Annotated in this window: 18 protein-coding genes; 3 read left to right on the top strand and 15 right to left on the bottom strand. The window is 71.4% G+C overall.

Going from position 1 to position 17,730, the window contains the following annotated elements:
* Nucleotide 1 precedes the first annotated feature (1 nt).
* Genes JNB61_RS12285 through JNB61_RS12300 form a run of 4 tightly spaced genes read right to left on the bottom strand, consistent with a single transcriptional unit; the run spans nucleotide 2 to nucleotide 4,253 of the window.
* On the bottom strand, nucleotides 2–334 hold the full coding sequence (locus JNB61_RS12285) for a hypothetical protein (protein WP_220339787.1): 333 nt from the start codon (nucleotides 332–334) through the stop codon (nucleotides 2–4).
* A gap of 20 nt (nucleotides 335–354) precedes the next feature.
* Entirely contained in the window at nucleotides 355–1,959 is a 1,605-nt protein-coding gene (gene purH, locus JNB61_RS12290; protein ID WP_220288457.1) for a bifunctional phosphoribosylaminoimidazolecarboxamide formyltransferase/IMP cyclohydrolase, read from the bottom strand.
* A 27-nt stretch (nucleotides 1,960–1,986) separates the two neighbouring features.
* The gene (purN, locus tag JNB61_RS12295) at nucleotides 1,987–2,589 is read right to left on the bottom strand and encodes a phosphoribosylglycinamide formyltransferase (RefSeq protein ID WP_220339788.1); all 603 of its coding nucleotides are present in this window, start codon (nucleotides 2,587–2,589) and stop codon (nucleotides 1,987–1,989) included.
* A gap of 41 nt (nucleotides 2,590–2,630) precedes the next feature.
* Nucleotides 2,631–4,253 (bottom strand): cell division protein PerM, encoded by a 1,623-nt coding sequence (locus tag JNB61_RS12300; RefSeq protein ID WP_220339789.1) that lies wholly within the window; start codon nucleotides 4,251–4,253, stop codon nucleotides 2,631–2,633.
* 125 nt (nucleotides 4,254–4,378) lie between these two features.
* Between JNB61_RS12300 and JNB61_RS12305 the strand changes: the two genes are divergently transcribed.
* A complete protein-coding gene (locus JNB61_RS12305; protein WP_220339790.1) occupies nucleotides 4,379–5,854 on the top strand; it encodes an NCS2 family permease in 1,476 nt (491 codons plus the stop codon).
* A 161-nt stretch (nucleotides 5,855–6,015) separates the two neighbouring features.
* Here JNB61_RS12305 and JNB61_RS12310 read toward each other — a convergent pair whose 3' ends face one another.
* The 8 genes from JNB61_RS12310 to JNB61_RS12345 form a co-directional block, all read right to left on the bottom strand.
* Nucleotides 6,016–6,759 (bottom strand): formylglycine-generating enzyme family protein, encoded by a 744-nt coding sequence (locus JNB61_RS12310; protein ID WP_220339791.1) that lies wholly within the window; start codon nucleotides 6,757–6,759, stop codon nucleotides 6,016–6,018.
* A 35-nt stretch (nucleotides 6,760–6,794) separates the two neighbouring features.
* Entirely contained in the window at nucleotides 6,795–8,357 is a 1,563-nt protein-coding gene (locus JNB61_RS12315) for a polysaccharide deacetylase family protein (protein ID WP_223214820.1), read from the bottom strand.
* A gap of 2 nt (nucleotides 8,358–8,359) precedes the next feature.
* Nucleotides 8,360–8,887, bottom strand: coding sequence for a hypothetical protein (locus JNB61_RS12320; RefSeq protein ID WP_220339792.1), 528 nt, complete (start codon nucleotides 8,885–8,887; stop codon nucleotides 8,360–8,362).
* Between the two features lie 75 nt (nucleotides 8,888–8,962).
* Nucleotides 8,963–9,403, bottom strand: a complete 441-nt coding sequence (locus JNB61_RS12325) for a nitroreductase family deazaflavin-dependent oxidoreductase (RefSeq protein ID WP_220339793.1) — start codon at nucleotides 9,401–9,403, stop codon at nucleotides 8,963–8,965.
* A 79-nt stretch (nucleotides 9,404–9,482) separates the two neighbouring features.
* Nucleotides 9,483–10,193, bottom strand: coding sequence for an aquaporin (locus JNB61_RS12330; protein WP_220339794.1), 711 nt, complete (start codon nucleotides 10,191–10,193; stop codon nucleotides 9,483–9,485).
* Nucleotides 10,190–10,597 carry an arsenate reductase ArsC gene (locus JNB61_RS12335; RefSeq protein WP_220339795.1) on the bottom strand — a complete coding sequence of 136 codons (408 nt, stop codon included), beginning with the start codon at nucleotides 10,595–10,597 and terminating at the stop codon, nucleotides 10,190–10,192. The genes JNB61_RS12330 and JNB61_RS12335 overlap by 4 nt, the downstream gene beginning before the upstream one ends.
* Before the next feature lie 83 nt (nucleotides 10,598–10,680).
* A complete protein-coding gene (locus JNB61_RS12340; RefSeq protein ID WP_220339796.1) occupies nucleotides 10,681–11,190 on the bottom strand; it encodes a GNAT family N-acetyltransferase in 510 nt (169 codons plus the stop codon).
* The gene (locus tag JNB61_RS12345) at nucleotides 11,187–12,506 is read right to left on the bottom strand and encodes an NAD(P)-binding domain-containing protein (protein WP_220339797.1); all 1,320 of its coding nucleotides are present in this window, start codon (nucleotides 12,504–12,506) and stop codon (nucleotides 11,187–11,189) included. The genes JNB61_RS12340 and JNB61_RS12345 overlap by 4 nt, the downstream gene beginning before the upstream one ends.
* A gap of 89 nt (nucleotides 12,507–12,595) precedes the next feature.
* Between JNB61_RS12345 and JNB61_RS12350 the strand changes: the two genes are divergently transcribed.
* The gene (locus tag JNB61_RS12350; RefSeq protein WP_220339798.1) at nucleotides 12,596–12,952 is read left to right on the top strand and encodes an ArsR/SmtB family transcription factor; all 357 of its coding nucleotides are present in this window, start codon (nucleotides 12,596–12,598) and stop codon (nucleotides 12,950–12,952) included.
* 79 nt (nucleotides 12,953–13,031) lie between these two features.
* Here JNB61_RS12350 and sucD read toward each other — a convergent pair whose 3' ends face one another.
* From sucD to JNB61_RS12365, 3 genes are all read right to left on the bottom strand, one after another.
* Nucleotides 13,032–13,934 carry a succinate--CoA ligase subunit alpha gene (gene sucD / locus JNB61_RS12355; protein ID WP_159846156.1) on the bottom strand — a complete coding sequence of 301 codons (903 nt, stop codon included), beginning with the start codon at nucleotides 13,932–13,934 and terminating at the stop codon, nucleotides 13,032–13,034.
* 33 nt (nucleotides 13,935–13,967) lie between these two features.
* The gene (gene sucC, locus JNB61_RS12360; RefSeq protein WP_220339799.1) at nucleotides 13,968–15,131 is read right to left on the bottom strand and encodes an ADP-forming succinate--CoA ligase subunit beta; all 1,164 of its coding nucleotides are present in this window, start codon (nucleotides 15,129–15,131) and stop codon (nucleotides 13,968–13,970) included.
* Nucleotides 15,132–15,306: 175 nt separating this feature from the next.
* Complete coding sequence (locus tag JNB61_RS12365) at nucleotides 15,307–16,890, bottom strand: FAD-dependent oxidoreductase (RefSeq protein ID WP_220288444.1); 1,584 nt, start codon at nucleotides 16,888–16,890, stop codon at nucleotides 15,307–15,309.
* A 140-nt stretch (nucleotides 16,891–17,030) separates the two neighbouring features.
* Here JNB61_RS12365 and JNB61_RS12370 point away from each other — a divergent pair, with 140 nt between their 5' ends.
* Nucleotides 17,031–17,717: a TetR family transcriptional regulator gene (locus tag JNB61_RS12370; RefSeq protein ID WP_220339800.1), complete on the top strand. Its 687-nt coding sequence runs from the start codon at nucleotides 17,031–17,033 to the stop codon at nucleotides 17,715–17,717.
* The last annotated feature ends 13 nt before the right edge of the window (nucleotides 17,718–17,730 follow it).

Here is a 17,730-nt window from a genome sequence, read left to right on the forward strand (position 1 = left end):
ATCACCAGCGAGGCTGGCCCGCGCACGCGGTGCCGAGCCGGTGCAGGCCCGCCTGCGGGTCGGCGAACGCCGCCCACACCGCCCGGCTGTCGCGGCGCTCGGCCGCCTCGGCCATCTCGGCGAGCAGGCGCGGGGCCGCCGCGCTCCACGCGACGTAGTCGGCCTGGGCGATCCCGTCGCTGCCGCGCTCCGCGACCCGCCGCACCTCGGCGGCGAGATCCGCCACGCGGGCGAAGGCATCCGCCTCGCCCGCCTGGCACTCGATCGCGGCGGCCATGAGGTCCACCACCGGCTGCGCGAGCGTCGCGCAGCGGTCGGCCAGTGCGTCCGTCATTGCGTCGGCGTCCTCTCGGATCAGTGGAAGAAGTGGCGCTCGTTCGTGAAGAACATCGTCACGTTCGCGGCCTTCGCCGCGGCGATGACCTCGTCGTCGCGGACGGAACCGCCCGGTTGGACGATCGCCGAGATGCCCGCGTCGAGCAGGATCTGCGGTCCGTCCGCGAACGGGAAGAACGCGTCGGATGCGGCGACCGATCCGGCCGCGCGGTCGCCCGCCCGCTCGACCGCGAGGCGGCACGAGTCGACCCGGTTGACCTGGCCCATGCCGATCCCCACGGTCGCCGAGTTCTTGGCGAGGACGATGGCGTTCGACTTGACGGCGCGGCACGCCTTCCAGGCGAAGATGAGGTTGGTCATCTCCTCGTCGGCGGGACGCTCGCCCGAGACAAGCTGCCAGTCCTTCGCGACGGACTCGATGTCGTCGGGGAAGCGGTCCGCGTCCTGCAGCAGCAGGCCTCCCGAGACCAGGCGCACGTCCATGCGCTCCTGCTGCCAGTCTGCGGGCAGCTGCAGCAGGCGCAGGTTCTTCTTCGCCTTGAACACCTCGAGCGCCGCGGGCTCGAACGACGGAGCCACGATCACTTCGGTGAAGATGTCCTTGAGGTTCTCGGCCATCTTGAGCGTCACCGTGCCGTTGGCGGCGATCACGCCGCCGTACGCCGACACCGGGTCGCACTCGTGCGCGCGCAGGTGCGCGCTCGCGATCGGGTCGAGCGCATTGGGCGCCGTCACCGCGATGCCGCACGGGTTGGCGTGCTTGATGATCGCGACGGCGGGCTTGACCATGTCGAAGGCGGCCCGGAGGGCGGCGTCGGCGTCGACGTAGTTGTTGTACGACATCTCCTTGCCCTGCAGCTGGATCGCCTGGGCGATGCCGTGGCCGCCGTCACGGGTGTAGATGGCGGCGCGCTGGTGGGAGTTCTCGCCGTAGCGGAGCGTCGCGAGGCGCTCGGCCTTGATCGTGAGGTGCGCGGGAAGGTCCTCTTCCAGCAGCGTGCCCTCGGTGAACCACGTCGCGACGGCACGATCGTACTCGGCGGTGTGGGCGAACGCGCGGGCGGCGAGCTCTCGCCGCTGCAGCAGGCTCGTACCGCCGGCACGGACGGCCTCGATGACCGCCGGGTACGACGACGGCGAGACGACGATCGCGACGTTGGCGTAGTTCTTCGCCGACGCGCGCACCATCGCCGGGCCGCCGATGTCGATCTGCTCGACGACGTCGTCGCCCTGCGCGCCCGAGCGCACGGTCTCGACGAACGGGTACAGGTTCACCACGACGAGCTCGAACGGCGCGATGCCGAGTTCGCCGAGCTGACGCTCGTGGTCCTCGAGGCGCAGATCCGCGAGGAGGCCGGCGTGCACGCTCGGGTGGAGGGTCTTGACGCGGCCGTCCAGGGACTCGGGGAACCCGGTCACGCTCGACACGTCGGTCACCGTGTAGCCGGCCTCGCGAAGCAGCGTCGCCGAGCCGCCCGTCGACACGATCTCGACACCGGCGGCGGCCAGCGCCTCGCCGAGGACGAGCAGGTCGGTCTTGTCGCTCACCGACACCAGTGCGCGGCGCACCGGCACGACATCGCGGGGGCGGTACAGGGCGGGGTCGTGGCTCGGTCCGGCCATGGAGGATCTCCTCGGGTGGGGTGGGGGTCAGAGCTGTGCGCTCGCGGACACGGCCGCGAGGTCGAGGTCGCCGGTCGCGACGCGGCGCACCACGTCGATGAGAAGACGGCGTTCGACGGGCTTGATGCGCTCGTGCAGGGCGTGCTCGTCGTCGCCGGGGAGCACGGGCACGCGCTCCTGAGCGAGGATCGGCCCCGAGTCGACCCCGTTGTCGACGATGATGACGCTGGCCCCGGTCTGGGCGACACCCGCGGCGAGCGCGTCGCGCACGCCGTGCGCACCGGGGAACTCCGGCAGGTACGCCGGGTGGGTGTTGATGATCCGCGGAGACCACGCGTCGACGAGGTCCGCCGGCAGCAGGCGCATGAGGCCGCTGAGGACGACGAGGTCGGGCCGCCAGACGTCGAGCTGGGTGGCGAGCTCGGCGCCCCACTCCTCGCGGCTCGCGAACTGCGCGAAGGGCACCATGAAGGTGGGAATGCCGTACTCCTCGGCGTGCGCGAACCCGTCGGCCTCGCGGTCGGCGCCGACGACGACGATGCGGGCGGGGAACTCGGGATCGGCCGCCGCGTCGAGCAGAGCGCGCAGGTTCGACCCGGTGCCCGAGATGAGAACAGCGACCGTCAGCACCGGCTCAGTCTAATCGGAACCGTCCCTCGCGCCGGGCGGCGCTAATCGGAACCATCCCTCGCGCCGGGCGGCGCCGGCCTCGGCAGGTCGATCGGCTCGGTCGTCGCTTCCGACGTGACGGGAGGGGACGGGTGCTGCTCCCCGGCGTCGCCTTCGGGCGCCGCGCCGCCCCACCGGGCGGTGAACGCCGCGACCGCGGCGAACGCCGCCGCCTCGGGAGGCTCGGGGTGAAATTCATCCTCCCGGGTCGTCTGCTCGGCCGCGGCCGGCAATGGCGCGAAATGCTCCGTGGTGTCTCGCCCGCCGACCGACCGCGGCGACAGCAGCAGGATCGCGGCGCCGAGCAGCACCTCGAGCCCGACCGCCAACGCGACGGGTCCCGGGTCGGGTCCGAACTCGGCGAGCCGTCCTGGTCCGAGCGAGCCCGACGCCGCCCACGCCAGCAGCGCGGCGGCGCCCCCTGACAGCAGTGCGATGCCGGCGGTGACGACGAGGCGCGCGGCGATCGGATCCTCGGGGGCTTCGGCGTGGTCGTCGAGGTGCGCCTCCCCGGCGGGCTCGGTCGTGGCCGAGCCCGACAGGAGTCCGCTGAGCGCCGCCGTCCTGCCGGCGTCGAACCGGGAGGACGCCGAGCCCGCCGAGGGGGCGGGATGCGGCATCCGTCCGCGGGGGCCTGGCCCGGCGTGCAGCAGCCGCGAGCGCGCGATCCATCCGGCGAGCGCGCCGAGGGCGACCGGCAGCAGGGCCAGCAGGAGCAGCCACGACGTCGTCGACTCGGGCACGGCACCCAGCGCCGGCAGACCCGGGATGACGCCGACCTGGGTCCCGGCGGGCGAGACGGACGTGCCGGTGCCGACGGCGAAGCCGGGTCCGGCGACGAAGCTCATGCCCCATACCGCGAGCATCGGCACGTAGGCGAGCTGGGCGAGCGTGATGACCACCGCGCCGAGCGGGTCGACGTCGCCCGCCTGGAACAGCGCGACGATCTGGCCGGCGCGGGCGAACAGGGCGACCGCGGCCACCGCGGCGCCGATGCCGACGAGCCCGACCACGACCACGGCCGTCCCTCGGGCGACGAGCGCCGGCACCTCACCCCAGCCGTGCGGCGCGGCCTCGACGTGATCGCGCAGCCGCGCGATCGCGCCCGACCCGGCCTCGGACCACTCCGTGACCAACGCCGCGACGAAGGCGGGAACGGCGAACAGGAGCGTCGGCACGAGGATCGCCTGCCAGGGTTCGGCGCGGGCGACGTCGTTCGCGCCGGTCAGCGCGGCGCCGGTCGTCACCGCAGCGAACACGGCGCTCGAGGTGAGCACGCCCGTGAGCCATGCGTCGGCGTGCGAGGCGCGGGCCCCCGAGCGGGCGGCGAAGATCACGGTGAACCCGGCGAACGCGAGCGGGGCGAGCGAGAGGACGAAGGATGCCGCGCCCGCATCGATCCCCGTGGCCGCGAGGTACTCGGGCGGCAATGCGATGGCGAGCGGCACGAGGTTGCCGAGCTGCCACACCGACACCGCCGACGGCCACAGCACGCCCCAGTCCGCTTCGCCCCCGAACCCGAACACCCACAGCAGGGTGAGCGGCGCGAGGGTCACGGCAAGGCCGACGGCCGCCGCGATGACGGCGTCGACGGAGGCGAGAAGGGCGACGATGAGGCGATGCATGCGCCATCGACCCTACTTCGGCGCACCGCCTCGGCCCGGGCGCCCGCGCGCGGGGCCGAGGCATCCGTCCAGCGAATCCTCAGGTTGAGGCGAGAGCGACTAACGTTTCATCGGAGGTCCCCCACATGAGCACTACCGAGTCCACGGCGCCCCACACGCCCGACGAGACCGAGACCCCAGAGCCGAAGAACGGGTTCGACAGGTTCTTCGAGATCACCAAGCGCGGATCGACCATCCCCGCCGAGATCCGCGGCGGCGTGGTCACCTTCGTGACGATGGCCTACATCGTCATCCTGAACCCGATCATCCTGTCCAGCGGCACGGACGTCGCCGGGAACACCCTCGGGTTCACGCAGGTCGCCGCGACGACGGCGCTGACCGCCGGCGTCATGACGGTGCTGTTCGGCCTCGTGACGCGTCTGCCGTTCGCGTTCGCCGCCGGCCTCGGCATCAACTCGTTCCTCGCCGTCTCGGTGGTCGGGCAGGTGACCTGGCCCGAGGCGATGGGCCTCGTGGTCATCAACGGTCTGATCATCGTGCTGCTGGCCGCGACGGGCCTGCGGCGCATGATCTTCGATGCCGTCCCGATCCAGCTGAAGCTCGCCATCACGGTGGGCATCGGCCTGTTCATCGCGTTCATCGGCTTCGTCGACGCCGGCTTCGTCACCTCGACCGGCGCGTCCTCTCCCCCGGTCGGGCTCGGCGTCAACGGCTCGGTCGCCACGGTGCCGACGCTCATCTTCGTCTTCACGCTGCTGCTCACCGGCATCCTGGTCGCGCGCAAGGTCAAGGGCGGCATCCTCATCGGCCTCGTCACCGGCACCGTCGTCGCGGTGATCGTCGAGGCGATCTGGAACATCGGCCCGAAGTTCGCGGGCGACGACGTCAACGCCGGCGGCTGGGGCCTCTCGGTCCCCGAGCTGCCCTCGTCGCTCGTGAGCGTGCCCGACCTGTCGCTCGTCGGCCAGGTGTCGTTCGGCTCGTTCGAGCGCATCGGCGTGCTCGCCGCCCTCATGCTCGTCTTCACGCTCGTCTTCACAAACTTCTTCGATGCCATGGGCACGATGACCGGTCTGTCGAAGGAGGCCGGCCTCGCCAACGAGAAGGGCGACTTCCCGCGCATCAAGTCGGCGCTCATCGTCGAGGGCGTCGGCGCGGTCGCGGGTGGTCTCACGTCCAGCTCGTCGAACACCGTGTTCATCGAGTCGGGTGCCGGCATCGGCGAAGGCGCGCGCACCGGCTTCGCCAACGTCGTCACGGGTGGCCTCTTCCTCGTCGCGATGTTCTTCACCCCGCTGGTGTCGATCGTTCCCACCGAGGTCGCAGCATCCGCTCTGGTCATCGTCGGCGCGCTGATGATGTCGCAGATCCGCTTCATCGACTTCTCGGACTTCTCGATCCTGCTCCCGGTGTTCCTCGCGGTCACGGTCATGCCGCTCACTTACTCGATCGCGAACGGCATCGGCGCCGGCTTCATCTCCTGGGTCGTCGTCCGCTCGCTCTCGGGCAAGGCGCGGGAGATCAGCCCGCTGCTGTGGATCGTCGCCGCCGGCTTCGTCCTCTACTTCGCACGCGGACCGCTCGAGGCACTGCTCGGCTGAGTCACGCTTCGAGGGAACGGATGCTGCGGCCCCGCGGCATCCGTTCCCTCCGCGTCTCTCGGGACGGGTGCTCGCGTTTGGGGCGCGCGGCGTCCGTTCGGGGCGCGCGGGACGCGCCCCGAACGATCGCGACGCGCCCCGAACGCGAAGGATCTCAGGTGTCAGCGCAGCGGGGTCCAGCCCGGCGGAGTGGGACCGTGGTCGGCGGCGCGTTCGGCGTCGGCGCGAGCGGACCAGCCCTGCGCAGCATCCGTGCCGTCGAAGCCGCCCCGCGCGACGCGGAAGCCGACGTCGTCGTGGTGCATGCGCGGGGCACCGCCCCGGCGCGTCGACGCGCGGACACTCCACGCGTCGTCGGCGAACCCGCCGCCGCGGAACACGCGATAGTCGCGGTAGCGGGCGGGATCGAGCAGGTCCCACGTCCACTCCCACGCGTTGCCGAGCATGTCGAACAGTCCGTTGAGGTTGGGCAGCTTGCCGCCGACGTCCTGCGGTGCGCTCACGCCGTCGGCGCTCGTCCATGCGACCTCGGCGAGCGGGCCGTAGTGCGGGCCGGTCGAGCCGGCGCGGCACGCGTGCTCCCACTCCGCCTCGGTGGGAAGCCGGAAGCCGTCGGCGTCGACGTGCCACGTGACGTCCTCGCCGTCGAACGAGTACGCCGGATCAAGGCCCTCCCACTCCGACGCCGCGTTGCAGAACCGGATCGCGCGCAGCCAGGTGACGTCGGTCGCGGGGCGCCGCGGGTGCGACGCGGGCTCGCCGAGCAATTCCGCGAGCTGCTCCTGCGTGACGGCGAACACGCCGATCTCGTACGGTGCGAGTTCGACGCTCCAGCGAGCGTTGCGGCGGGCGTCGTGCAGAGTGACCGATCCGCCGTCGATGCGGGCGAGTTCGATGTCGGTCACCGCGGAAGTATCCCACGGGGTGCCGGGTCCGGACGCTAGGGGGCGCGACGCCAGGAGCCCGAGACGGGCAGCTGCCCGCCGAAGAGCTGACGCACGGTGACGAGCTGGAACCCTCGGTCGAGAAGACCGTCCAGGATCGCGCGCGTGGTGCGCGCCGTGCCCGGGTGGATGTCGTGCAGCAGGACGATCGATCCCGCGCGGGGCTGCTCGACGGCGCGCGCGATCAGGACGTCGTCGGCGGGCCCCTGCCAGTCGAGCGTGTCGATGTCCCACAGGATCGCGGGCATCCCCGCCGCCGCGAGGACCCGCGGCGTGAACTCGCCGTACGGCGGACGGAACGCGGTGATGTCCTGACCGGACACCGCCTCGAGCGCCCGGGTGGAGTCGACGATCTGCGCGGTGATCTGCGCGTCCGTCAGCTGCGGAAGATGCGGGTGGTTCCACGTGTGGCCCTCGAGCTCGTGGCCGTCCCGCGTCATGCGGGCGAGAGTGTCGGCGTGGCCCTGCGCGTTCTGCCCCATCGCGAAGAACGTCGCCGCCGCGTCGCGCGCCGCGAGGTCATCGAGGATGCCGGCGGTGTAGGCGGACGGCCCGTCGTCGTAGGTCAGCGCGACGCAGGGGACGAGTCCGCAGTCGACGGTACGCGCTCCGGCGGGCGGCGCGGCGGGTCCGGTGTAGGGCTGCCCGGGGGACGCGAGCACGCGCGCGCCGAGCGGGGAGACGAGGCCGGCGGCGACCTCGGCCGGCACCAGGATGTCGAGAGGCGCGGTCGTCGGGGGCACGCCGAGGCCGGCCAGGTCGGGTGCGGTGAATCCTGGCGCGAGGGTGATGACGAGTCCCTCCTCCGAGGGGACGGTCGTGGCGAGGGCGGCATGGATCGCTGCGAGCTGTGCGTCCTCGCCGATCACCGCCGGGCGCTGACTGAGGGCTCCTGCGTCGCGACGGAGCGCCTCGACGATGTGCGCGCCGAGCGCGGCGGCCGCCCCCTCGGCCCACAGAGCGTCGGCCGTGGCCGTCTCGCCGGTCGAGACGTCGGCGTAGAGCGTGGTCGTCGTATCGGAGTGGACGCCGGCCGGACCGCCGGTGACGACCCGGATGCGCTCGCCCACCACCGAGCCGCCCGCGGCGACGATGCCGCACACCACGGCGGTCCCCGAGCCGGCCGCCGGGCCGAAGGCGGGGTCGGCCAGAAGCTCGGCGGCAGGAAGCCGCGTGCTGCCCGCGGCACAGCGGCGATCCCCCAGGCCTGACCCTGCGGGCGAAGGGCTGGGCACGAACGCGGTCCCCGCCGCGACCACGCGATCTGCGATCGCATCACGGACGAACTGCTCCACCTGGGTGTTGAAAGGGTCGGCGGTGGCGCCGGCCGCGAGGAGGGCCACCCGGGCCTGGACGCCGATCGTGTCATTGCGCAGGCGAAGCGGCACAAGGCCCGCGCCGAGCGGTCCTGCCGCCCCGGCAGGGATCTCCGGGACCGGATCGGCCGCGTGCACCGCCTCGGGCGCCCAGGCCGGGGGCTCCCAGCCTCGGCTCGAGGCCGGCGCGCAGGCCGGCAGCGCCAGGGCGGCCACCGCGAGCATGACCACGACCGCGCGCATCCTCACCGCCGGACGCCTTCCAGCAGGTCTCCGATGGCGGAACGGTACGCCGCCGGCTCACCGCCCTCCGGCGGGCGGACCTCCACGACGACGCGCACGCTGGGCGCGGCATCCGGCTCCCCCACCCCCGCTACCACCCCGCCGTCGTCGAGGTCGACGTGGAGTGCGGTCAGGCCCGACGCGAGCAGTTCGGAGCGAGGTGTGCCCGCTGCGGCACGGGCGACGACGTCGGCGGGACTCTCGTCGACCGACTCCACCTCGGCGCGCAGCGCGCCGTCCGGTGTGCGCACGGTGATCGCGTGTTCCGAGTCACGCGTCACGACCCAGTCGGCGGGGACGACGACCGAAGCGTCCCCGAGGTCGGTCGGCTCCCTCCCGTCCGATACCTCGCTCGAGAGGTTCGCGACCGTCGGTGGAACAGCCACGATGGCGGCGACGGCGACAGCCGCCAGCACGAGCGCGGCGGCCGCGCATGCCAGCGCGATCTCCCACCGCCGTGCGGCGGATCCGACATGCGCGTCCGGCGACACGGCCACCCCCTGACGGGGCCGAGTCTAGGAGCGGGCGGCGCCTGGAGCGCTGAGGAACGCCTCGGTTTCGCGAGATCAGCCCTCGCGCGGCTCGAGAAGGAAGATCGCGATCCGCCGGTCGGTGCGCTTCTGGTAGTTGTCGTAGTCGGGCCAGACCTCCGCGGCCCGCGCCCACCACTCGGCGCGCTCGTCGCCCGACAGCTCGCGCGCGGTGTAGTCGCGCTTCTCGTCGGCGTCCTGCAGTTCGACGTGCGGGTGCCGCCGCATGTTCTCGGCCCACTTGGGCTCGTCGGGGGCGCCGCCCTTCGACGCGACGACGGCGTAGCGCCCGTCGTGCTCGACGCGCATCAGCGCGGTCTTGCGGAGGGCTCCGGACGCGGCTCCGACCGTGGTCAGCACGATGATCGGCACGCCGCGCAGCGTGTTGGCCTTCTCGCCGTTCGACGCCTCGAACTCCTCCGCCTGCTTGCGGGCCCAGTCGGACGTGGACGGCTTGTACTCTCCGGTCAGCGGCATGCCACCAGCGTACGGCGGCCGAAACCGGGGCCGGGCCATCGTCGGCCGATCGCCGTGGTGCTCGACTGCGCGGAGGGTGCTATCTCGGATCCGATCGTGTGAACAGCGCGACGGCGATCGCTGTCCCCGCCAGGGCGCCGACGAGCTGGGCGGCGATGAACGGCACGCTGGATGCGGGTGCGATGCCGGCGAAGGTGTCGGTGAAGATGCGGCCGATGGTGACGGCCGGATTGGCGAACGCGGTGGAGCTGGTGAACCAGTAGGCCGCGCCGATGTATGAGCCGACGGCCGTCGCGATCACGGGGACGCTGCGCCCGGTGCGGGAGAGCCCGATGATGAGCAGCACCAGTCCTGCCGTCGCCACGATCTCGGCGAGGATTGTCGCCGGCGTGGCCCGATCGGTGGCCGAGAGCGTGGTCGGGATCGCGAACATCGCGTTCGCGAGGATGGCCCCGCAGATCGCACCGGCCACCTGAGCGAGCAGGTAGATGCCCAACGCGGGTGCGGTGAGGCCGGATCGATCGCGCCGGCCCAGCACGACATCGGCGAGGGACACGACGGGGTTGAAGTGGGCTTCGGAGACGGGCGCGAGCAGAAGGATGAGCACGCCCAGCCCGAGGGCGGTCGCGATCGAGTTCTCCAGCAGCTGCAGTCCGGTGTCCGTCGACAGCTGCTCCGCGGCGATGCCGGATCCGACGACCACGGCGACGAGCAGCGCGGTGCCGAGGAACTCGGCGAGGGCGCGCCGCCACAGCGGTTGCCGGCCGAGGACGGGCGCGTCGACGGTCACGTCGTGGGGGCGAGTTCGCCGATGAGGGTCTCGACGCGGATGCGGATCTCGTCGCGGATGCGGCGGACTGTGTCGGCGTCCTGTCCGGCGGGATCGTCGAGCTGCCAGTCCTCGTAGCGCTTGCCGGGGAAGATCGGGCACGCGTCGCCGCAGCCCATCGTGATCACGACGTCGGATTCCTTCACAGCGTCGACGGTGAGCAGCTTCGGCGTGTTGCCGGCGATGTCGATGCCTTCCTCCGCCATCGCGTCGACGGCGACCGGGTTGATCTGATCCTTGGGCTCGGAGCCGGCCGACAGAACCTCGATGCGGTCGCCGGCGAGCGCCTCGAGATAGCCGGCGGCCATCTGGGAACGGCCGGCGTTGTGCACGCAGACGAACAGGACGGTGGGCTTGCTGCTCATGCGGGAACTCGCTTCCTTCTCAGGGAAAGCATAGACGACAATCTATTGATATTCGGCTCGGGCACCACCGCACATTCCCGGCGTCACGTCCCGTTGTCGGCGCTCCGGCGCTCGACCACCACCGTGTCGCGCCACTGCCCGGCGTGCGGGCCGAGCGCGGAGCGGGCGATGCGCTCCCGCCGGCCCACGATCCGGAATCCGGCGCGTTCGTGGAGTCGGAGGCTGGCCGCGTTCTCGGGGAAGATGCTGGACTGGATCGTCCAGTACCCGGCCTTCTCGGCGGCATCGATGAGGGCGTCCAGAAGCAGGCGCCCGATCCCCCGGCCATGGTGGGCGGGGTCGATGTACACGGAGTGCTCGATCACGCCCCGGTACGCCGCTCGGGTCGAGACCGGCGATGCAGCCGCCCACCCGGTGACCGTCCCCGTCTCGTCGACGGCGACCAGCCGCGCCTCGCGGACCTTCCCGGCATCGAACTGCTCCCAGGTCGGGGTGGCGGTCTCGAAAGTCGCCTCGCCCCCGACGACCCCCGCCGCGAAGATCGCCTCCACCCGCGGCCAGTCCGCCGCCGTCATCTCGCGGACCTGCGTCATGAGCAGCAGGCGCTTGCGCCGGTGAGACCGGTCGAGCAGACGCCGGTCGCAGGAAGGGTGAGCTGAACCTCGGTGGCAGCACGCATATCGCCGTCGACCCAGGCGACGACGGAGCGGACCTGCTCGTATCCCGTGGCGAGCAGGAACGTCGGCGCGCGGCCGTAGGACTTCATCCCGACGAGGAAGAACCCGGCTTCCGGGTGACGAAGCTCATCGAAGCCGTGCGGGGCGACGGTGCCGCAGGAGTGCAGGTTCGGGTCGATCAGCGGCGCCAGCCGCACCGGGGCCTCCACGGTCTCGTCCAGGTGCAGCCGGACCTCGCGGAGCATGTCCAGGTCGGGCCGGAACCCGGTCGCGCCCACCACGACGTCGGTGTCGTAAGACGCCGGTTCGCGGCGGCGTGACCCGATCAGCCGAACCCCGTCGCCGTGGCGTTCGATGGCGGAGATCTCGAACGAGTCGATCTTCTCGATCGCCCCGGCGTCGACGAGCTGGTCGACTCGCGAGCCGAGGCGAGCCCGATCTGCCAGCTCGTCATCAGCCGACGACGACACCCGGACAGCGGATGCGTTGCGGATCAGCCACGTCACGCGCGTGCCCGGAGCGTCCTTCGCGAGTTCCGCCAGCGCGATCAGGGTGTTCGCGGCCGAGTGCCCCGCACCGACCACCGTCGTGTGGCGTCCGGCGAACCGCTCTCGCTCGGCGCCGAGCACGTCCGGGAGCGCGTGCACCAGGCGACCGTCGACGTCGGAGTCGCCGAGCGGATCCAGCCCGGACGAGCTCAGCGGATTCGGCGAGGTGTACGTGCCGGACGCGTCGATCACCGCCCGCCCGACGAGCTCCTCGACGCGGCCGTCCGTCGCTCGGACACGGATCAGGAAGGGCGTGGTGTCGCGGCCCGCGGTGCGGGTACGGTCCATGCCCTCGCGCGACACCGCGACCACCCGGGTTCCGAACCGTATCCGGGACCGGATCGCGTCCAGCTCGGCCAGCGGCGAGAGGTAGAGGTCGACGAGTTCCCGTCCGGTCGGTGCGGCATCCTCGTCGACCGGCGCGCTCCAGCCGGCGGATTCGAGGAGCCGCCGGGATGAGGGGTCGATCAGGTGACGCCACGGCGAGAACAGCCGGGTGTGGCCCCAGAGCCGGATCGAGGCGGCGGCCTGCTCGCCCCTCTCCAGGATCCTGAAATCGATGCCTCGCTCGACCAGGTTCGCCGCGGCCGCCAGCCCGATGGGCCCGGCGCCGATGATCACCACCGGCAGCGACGCCAAGCGGTCGGTCACGACCATGCGGGGTGTCAGATCGAGCAGCGTCACGATGTGCCTCCAGCGAAGATATTGATGAACGTCGATGTTCAGTATGGATTGCTGTATCGATGAGTGTCAATATCGACTATCGTCGATGCATGGTCACGATGCTCGAGGTCACCGACATCACCGCCGACGCGGGCGAGGTGTGCTGCGCCCCGCTGGTGAAGGAGCCGATCGCCCAGCGCGACGCCGAACAGCTCGCAGCCACCCTGAAGGCCCTCGCCGACCCGGCTCGGTTGCGGCTGCTGTCGATCGTGGCGTCCTCCGAAGGGCAGGAGGCATGCGTGTGCGACCTCATCGAACCCGTCGGGCTGTCCCAGCCGACCGTGTCTCACCACCTGAAGATCCTGACCGAAGCGGGATTCCTGTCCCGTTCCAAGCGCGGAACCTGGGCGTACTACCGGCTGCAGCCGGACGCGCTCACCGGCGTGGCGGACTTCCTCACGATCTGAAACGCCGAAGACGAGGAACGGATGCCGCAGCCCTGGGCTGCGGCATCCGTCCCTGTGTTCGAGCTCGGCGACCGAAAGGTCAGAGGCTCTCGATGATCTCGCGCATGAGCGAAGCAGTCTCGGACGGGGTCTTCCCGACCTTGACGCCGGCGGCCTCGAGGGCCTCCTTCTTGGCCTGCGCGGTGCCGGCCGAGCCCGACACGATGGCGCCGGCGTGGCCCATGGTCTTGCCCTCGGGGGCGGTGAAGCCGGCGACGTAGCCGACGACCGGCTTGGTGACGTTGGCCTTGATGAAGTCGGCCGCGCGCTCCTCGGCGTCGCCGCCGATCTCGCCGATCATGACGATCGCCTTGGTCTCGGGGTCTGCCTCGAACGCGGCGAGGGCGTCGATGTGCGTGGTGCCGATGATCGGGTCGCCGCCGATGCCGATGGCCGTCGAGAAGCCGATCTCGCGCAGCTCGTACATCATCTGGTAGGTCAGGGTGCCCGACTTGGAGACGAGGCCGATCGGCCCCTTGCCGGTGATGTTCGCGGGCGTGATGCCGACCAGGGACTCGCCGGGCGTGATGATGCCGGGGCAGTTCGGCCCGATGATGCGGGTCTTGTTCCCCTTCGACTGCGCGTACGCCCATGCCTCGGCGGTGTCGCCGACGGGCACGCCCTCGGTGATGACGACCAGGAGCGGGATCTCGGCGTCGATGGCCTCGACCATGGCGTCCTTCGTGAACGCCGGCGGCACGAACGCGATCGAGACGTCGGCGCCCGTGGCGTCGATGGCCTCCTGCACCGACGCGAAGACGGGCAGCTCGACGGGGTTGCCGTCGGCGTCGGTGTGCAGCACGGTCGTGCCGGCCTTGCGGGCGTTGACGCCGCCGACGACCTGGGTGCCGGCCTTCAGCATGAGCGCGGTGTGCTTGGTGCCCTCGCCGCCGGTGATGCCCTGGACGATGACCTTGGAATCCTTGTTCAGGAAGATCGACATTTCTGGAGTTCCTCGTTCTTTCAGATTCTCAGATCACGCGTTGGCGAGCTCGGCAGCCTTGTCGGCGCCCTCGTCCATCGTCTCGGCCAGGGTCACGAGCGGGTGGTTGGCCTCACGCAGGATCGCGCGGCCCTCCTCGACCTTGTTGCCGTCCAGGCGCACGACCAGCGGCTTGGAGGCCGACGAGCCGAGCTCGGCGAGCGCGCCGACGATGCCCTTGGCGACCGCGTCGCAGGCGGTGATGCCGCCGAAGACGTTGACGAACACCGACTTGACCTGCGGGTCGCCCAGGATGACGTCGAGGCCGGCGGCCATGACCTCGGCCGACGCGCCGCCGCCGATGTCGAGGAAGTTGGCGGGCTTCACGCCGCCGTGGTTCTCACCGGCGTACGCGACGACATCGAGCGTCGACATCACCAGGCCCGCACCGTTGCCGATGACGCCGACCTCGCCGTCGAGCTTGACGTAGTTGAGGTCATTGGCCTTCGCCTTGGCCTCGAGCGGGTCGGCGGCGTCCTTGTCTTCGAGCAGCGCGTGGCCGGCGTGACGGAAGTCGGCGTTCTCGTCGAGCGAGACCTTGCCGTCGAGGGCGATGATGTCGCCCTCTTCGGTGAGCACGAGCGGGTTGACCTCGACGAGCGTCGCGTCCTCGCCCTTGTACACGTTGTAGAGCTTGACGAACACATCGCTCACCTTGTCGACCAGCTCCGCCGAGAAGCCGGCGGCCTCGGCGATCTCGACGGCCTTCGCCTTGTCGATGCCGGTGCCGGGGTTGACGTCGATGCGGGCGAGGGCCTCGGGGCGCTCGACGGCGAGCTCCTCGATCTCCATGCCGCCCTCGACTGACGCGAGCGACAGGTACGAGCGGTTGGCGCGGTCCAGCAGCACCGAGAAGTAGTACTCCTTGTCGATGCGGGCACCCTGCGCGACCATGACGCGCTTGACGACGTGGCCCTTGATGTCGAGGCCGAGGATGGCCTTCGCGGCCTCGTAGGCCTCGTCGGGGGTCTTCGCGACCTTCACGCCGCCGGCCTTGCCGCGACCGCCGGTCTTGACCTGGGCCTTGACGACGACGACACCGCCGATCTTCTCGGCTGCGGCAAGCACCTCCTCCGGCGTGTCCGCGACGATGCCGGCGAGCACCGGCACCTCGTACTTCTCGAAAAGGTCTCGTGCCTGGTACTCGTACAGATCCACAGTGATTTCCTTCGCAGGTGGCGAATGGGGGTGGGGACGACGCTCAAAAGCGTCTCGACGTCGAGATATCGACCAGTCCCCCAGCCTACTACCGGTCGTCGTCCGGTTCTGACCGCAGCGACGCGCCGCCGGGTTCCCGAAGAGCTGAACAGATGCTGCGACCCGGCGGCCGCCGTCACCGCACGGTGGCTGCCTGAGGCGTCCGGACCTCGGCGGGGTCGTCATCGAGCTCTTCGCCCGGGACACGGGGCAGACGCGCGAGGTCCCGGAGTGCCGGCCCCTCGATGCGGCATCCGTCCGCCGTGAACCGCGATGCGTGCAGCGGGCAGTCCCAGGTGTGTTCGGCATCGTTCCACCGCAGCACGCCGCCGAGGTGGGTGCACACGGCGCTCACCGCACACGTCCGTCCGTCGACCGTGGAGATGCCCACCGGCTGCCCGGCGCGGCTGGCGACCACACCCTCCCCCTCGGCGGGGCGACGGATCGGGGTCGGCACGGTCTGCGCACCGATCCACCCCGACGCCGCCTCCCAGCCGACGCGGAGGTTCTCCACGCCGCCGCGGGCGAGATCCGCCGGCACGGTGAACCGCGTCGCGATGACGTTCATCCAGTCCGGGCGGTCGCGTCGCGGAACACGGCAGATCTCCGCCGTCAGCCGCAGCGCCGCCGCCGGCGCGTTCGAGAGCCCCCACTTCGCGTACCCGGTGGCGAACCGGATGCGGCCGAGCGCGCGCGGCATCGCTCCGACGAACGGGATGAGGTCGTGCGACTCGTAGTCCTGGGCCGACCACGAGGCCACGGGTGCGGCGCCGGGGAAGTGATACTGCGCCCACGACACCAGACCGTCCACGCTCGCGCGGGCCGAGGGTGCGCGTCCCACGGGGAAGCCGTTGCCCGCGACGATGAGCTGGGCGGCGCCGGCAGGGCCGTCCTCGGGGGTGATCGAACGCACGGACTTGGTCTCGCCGTCGACCGAGATGTAGAGCCCCTCGGGGAGCGGTCCGTCGGTCGCGAAGGCCACGCAGGAGGAGCGCAGCCCACGCACCTTGGCGAAGTACAGGCCCCGGTCGGTGATCGGCGTCGCCGTCGCGAGCACGACGTGGTTCGCCGCGAGGAAACCCCTCGTCGTCTCGACACCGGACCACGGTGCTGCGTGCACGCGGGTGACCCGTACGCCCGTGTGCAGCGTGCCTCCCTCGCGCAGCAGCGCCTGTGCGAGCGCGACCAGGAGGCGCTGCGGATCGATCGCGACCTGGCGGTCGAGCGCCACCGCGTCGACCATGTCGAACGGGGACTGCGCGAGCTGATCGGGCTCGACCCGCCGTACCGGGAGCCCGGCCTCGACGGCTGCGCGCAGCTCCGCGTCGATGCACGCGGCACCCTGCGGCGTCTGTGCATACGAATACGCGGCACGGCGGGAGTACGGGACGCCGAGCTCGTCGGCGATGCCCGTGAGCCACTCGGCACCATCCTGGTTGGACTCGACGTACGCACGCACCAGCCGCGCGGGATGGTGTCTGCGCAGGCTCGAGAGCACTGCACCCTGCAGCAGCGTCAGCTTGCCGGTGTTGCCACCCGAGGCGAGCGCTCCCACCTCTGCGGCCTCCACCACGGCGACGTCCAGCCCTCGACGGGTGAGCAGCAGTGCGGTCGAAAGACCCGTCAGGCCGGCGCCGACGACCACGACGTCGCGCCGCCGCCCGGATGCGAACGGGGTGCCCACGACCTCGGGGGCGTCTGTCTTCCAGATGGGCGTCATGACCACAGTGAAGTCCGGTCGCCGCCCGCGCGGCGACGGGGTTGACACCGGGCGACCGAGTGCCACCGCGTCGAACCGGGCACGCGCCGCCGCGAGCGCATGCCCGCTCGCGGCGGCGCGCGCACTAGGCTCTCCCCGAGATGTCCGACACCGCCGCCTCCGCCGCACAGGCCGCGTCCCGCGCGACCGTAGTCGCCGCCGCGCTCGAGCTGTTCGCAGAGCAGGGGTTCGATCAGACGTCGGTGGAGCAGATCGCCCAGGCGGCGGGCGTGTCCCGTTCGACGTTCTTCCGGCAGTTCGGCGGCAAGGACGACGTGGTGTTCACCGACCACGAGCTGCTCCTGGAACGACTGCGCGAGTTCTTGGCGCAGCCGCATCCCGATCCGTGGGCGGCGGTGTGCGAGGCATCCGTCTTCGTGTACGCGCACTTCGCGGCGGACCCCGAGCTCGCACGGCGACGCTACACGGTGGTGCGGGGTGTCCCGGCGCTGCGCGATCGCGAGATCGTCACGGTGTTCCGCTACGAGCGGCTCTTCGACGAGTATCTGCGCGCGTCGCTGCCCGGCCTCGACCCGCTGGACGCCGTGGGGTTCTCGGCTCTCATCACCGCGATCCACAACCACGTCCTGCGCCGGCTCATCCGGGGTCCGAAGAAGGTGCCGGTCTCGGTGCTGCGCGCCGCCCTCGATGACGCTCGCCGCAGATTCGGCGTGCTTCCCGACAGTGAGGCGGACCCTGCCGCCGAAGAGGTGGTCGTCGCCGTGTTCCCGCGGTCGATGCCGACCGCCGAGGTGGCCCGTCGGCTGCGTGAGCGTCTCGACGATTGACCTCGGCGACTCG

The organism is Microbacterium ureisolvens (assembly GCF_019511645.1).
Lineage (GTDB): Bacteria > Actinomycetota > Actinomycetes > Actinomycetales > Microbacteriaceae > Microbacterium > Microbacterium ureisolvens_A.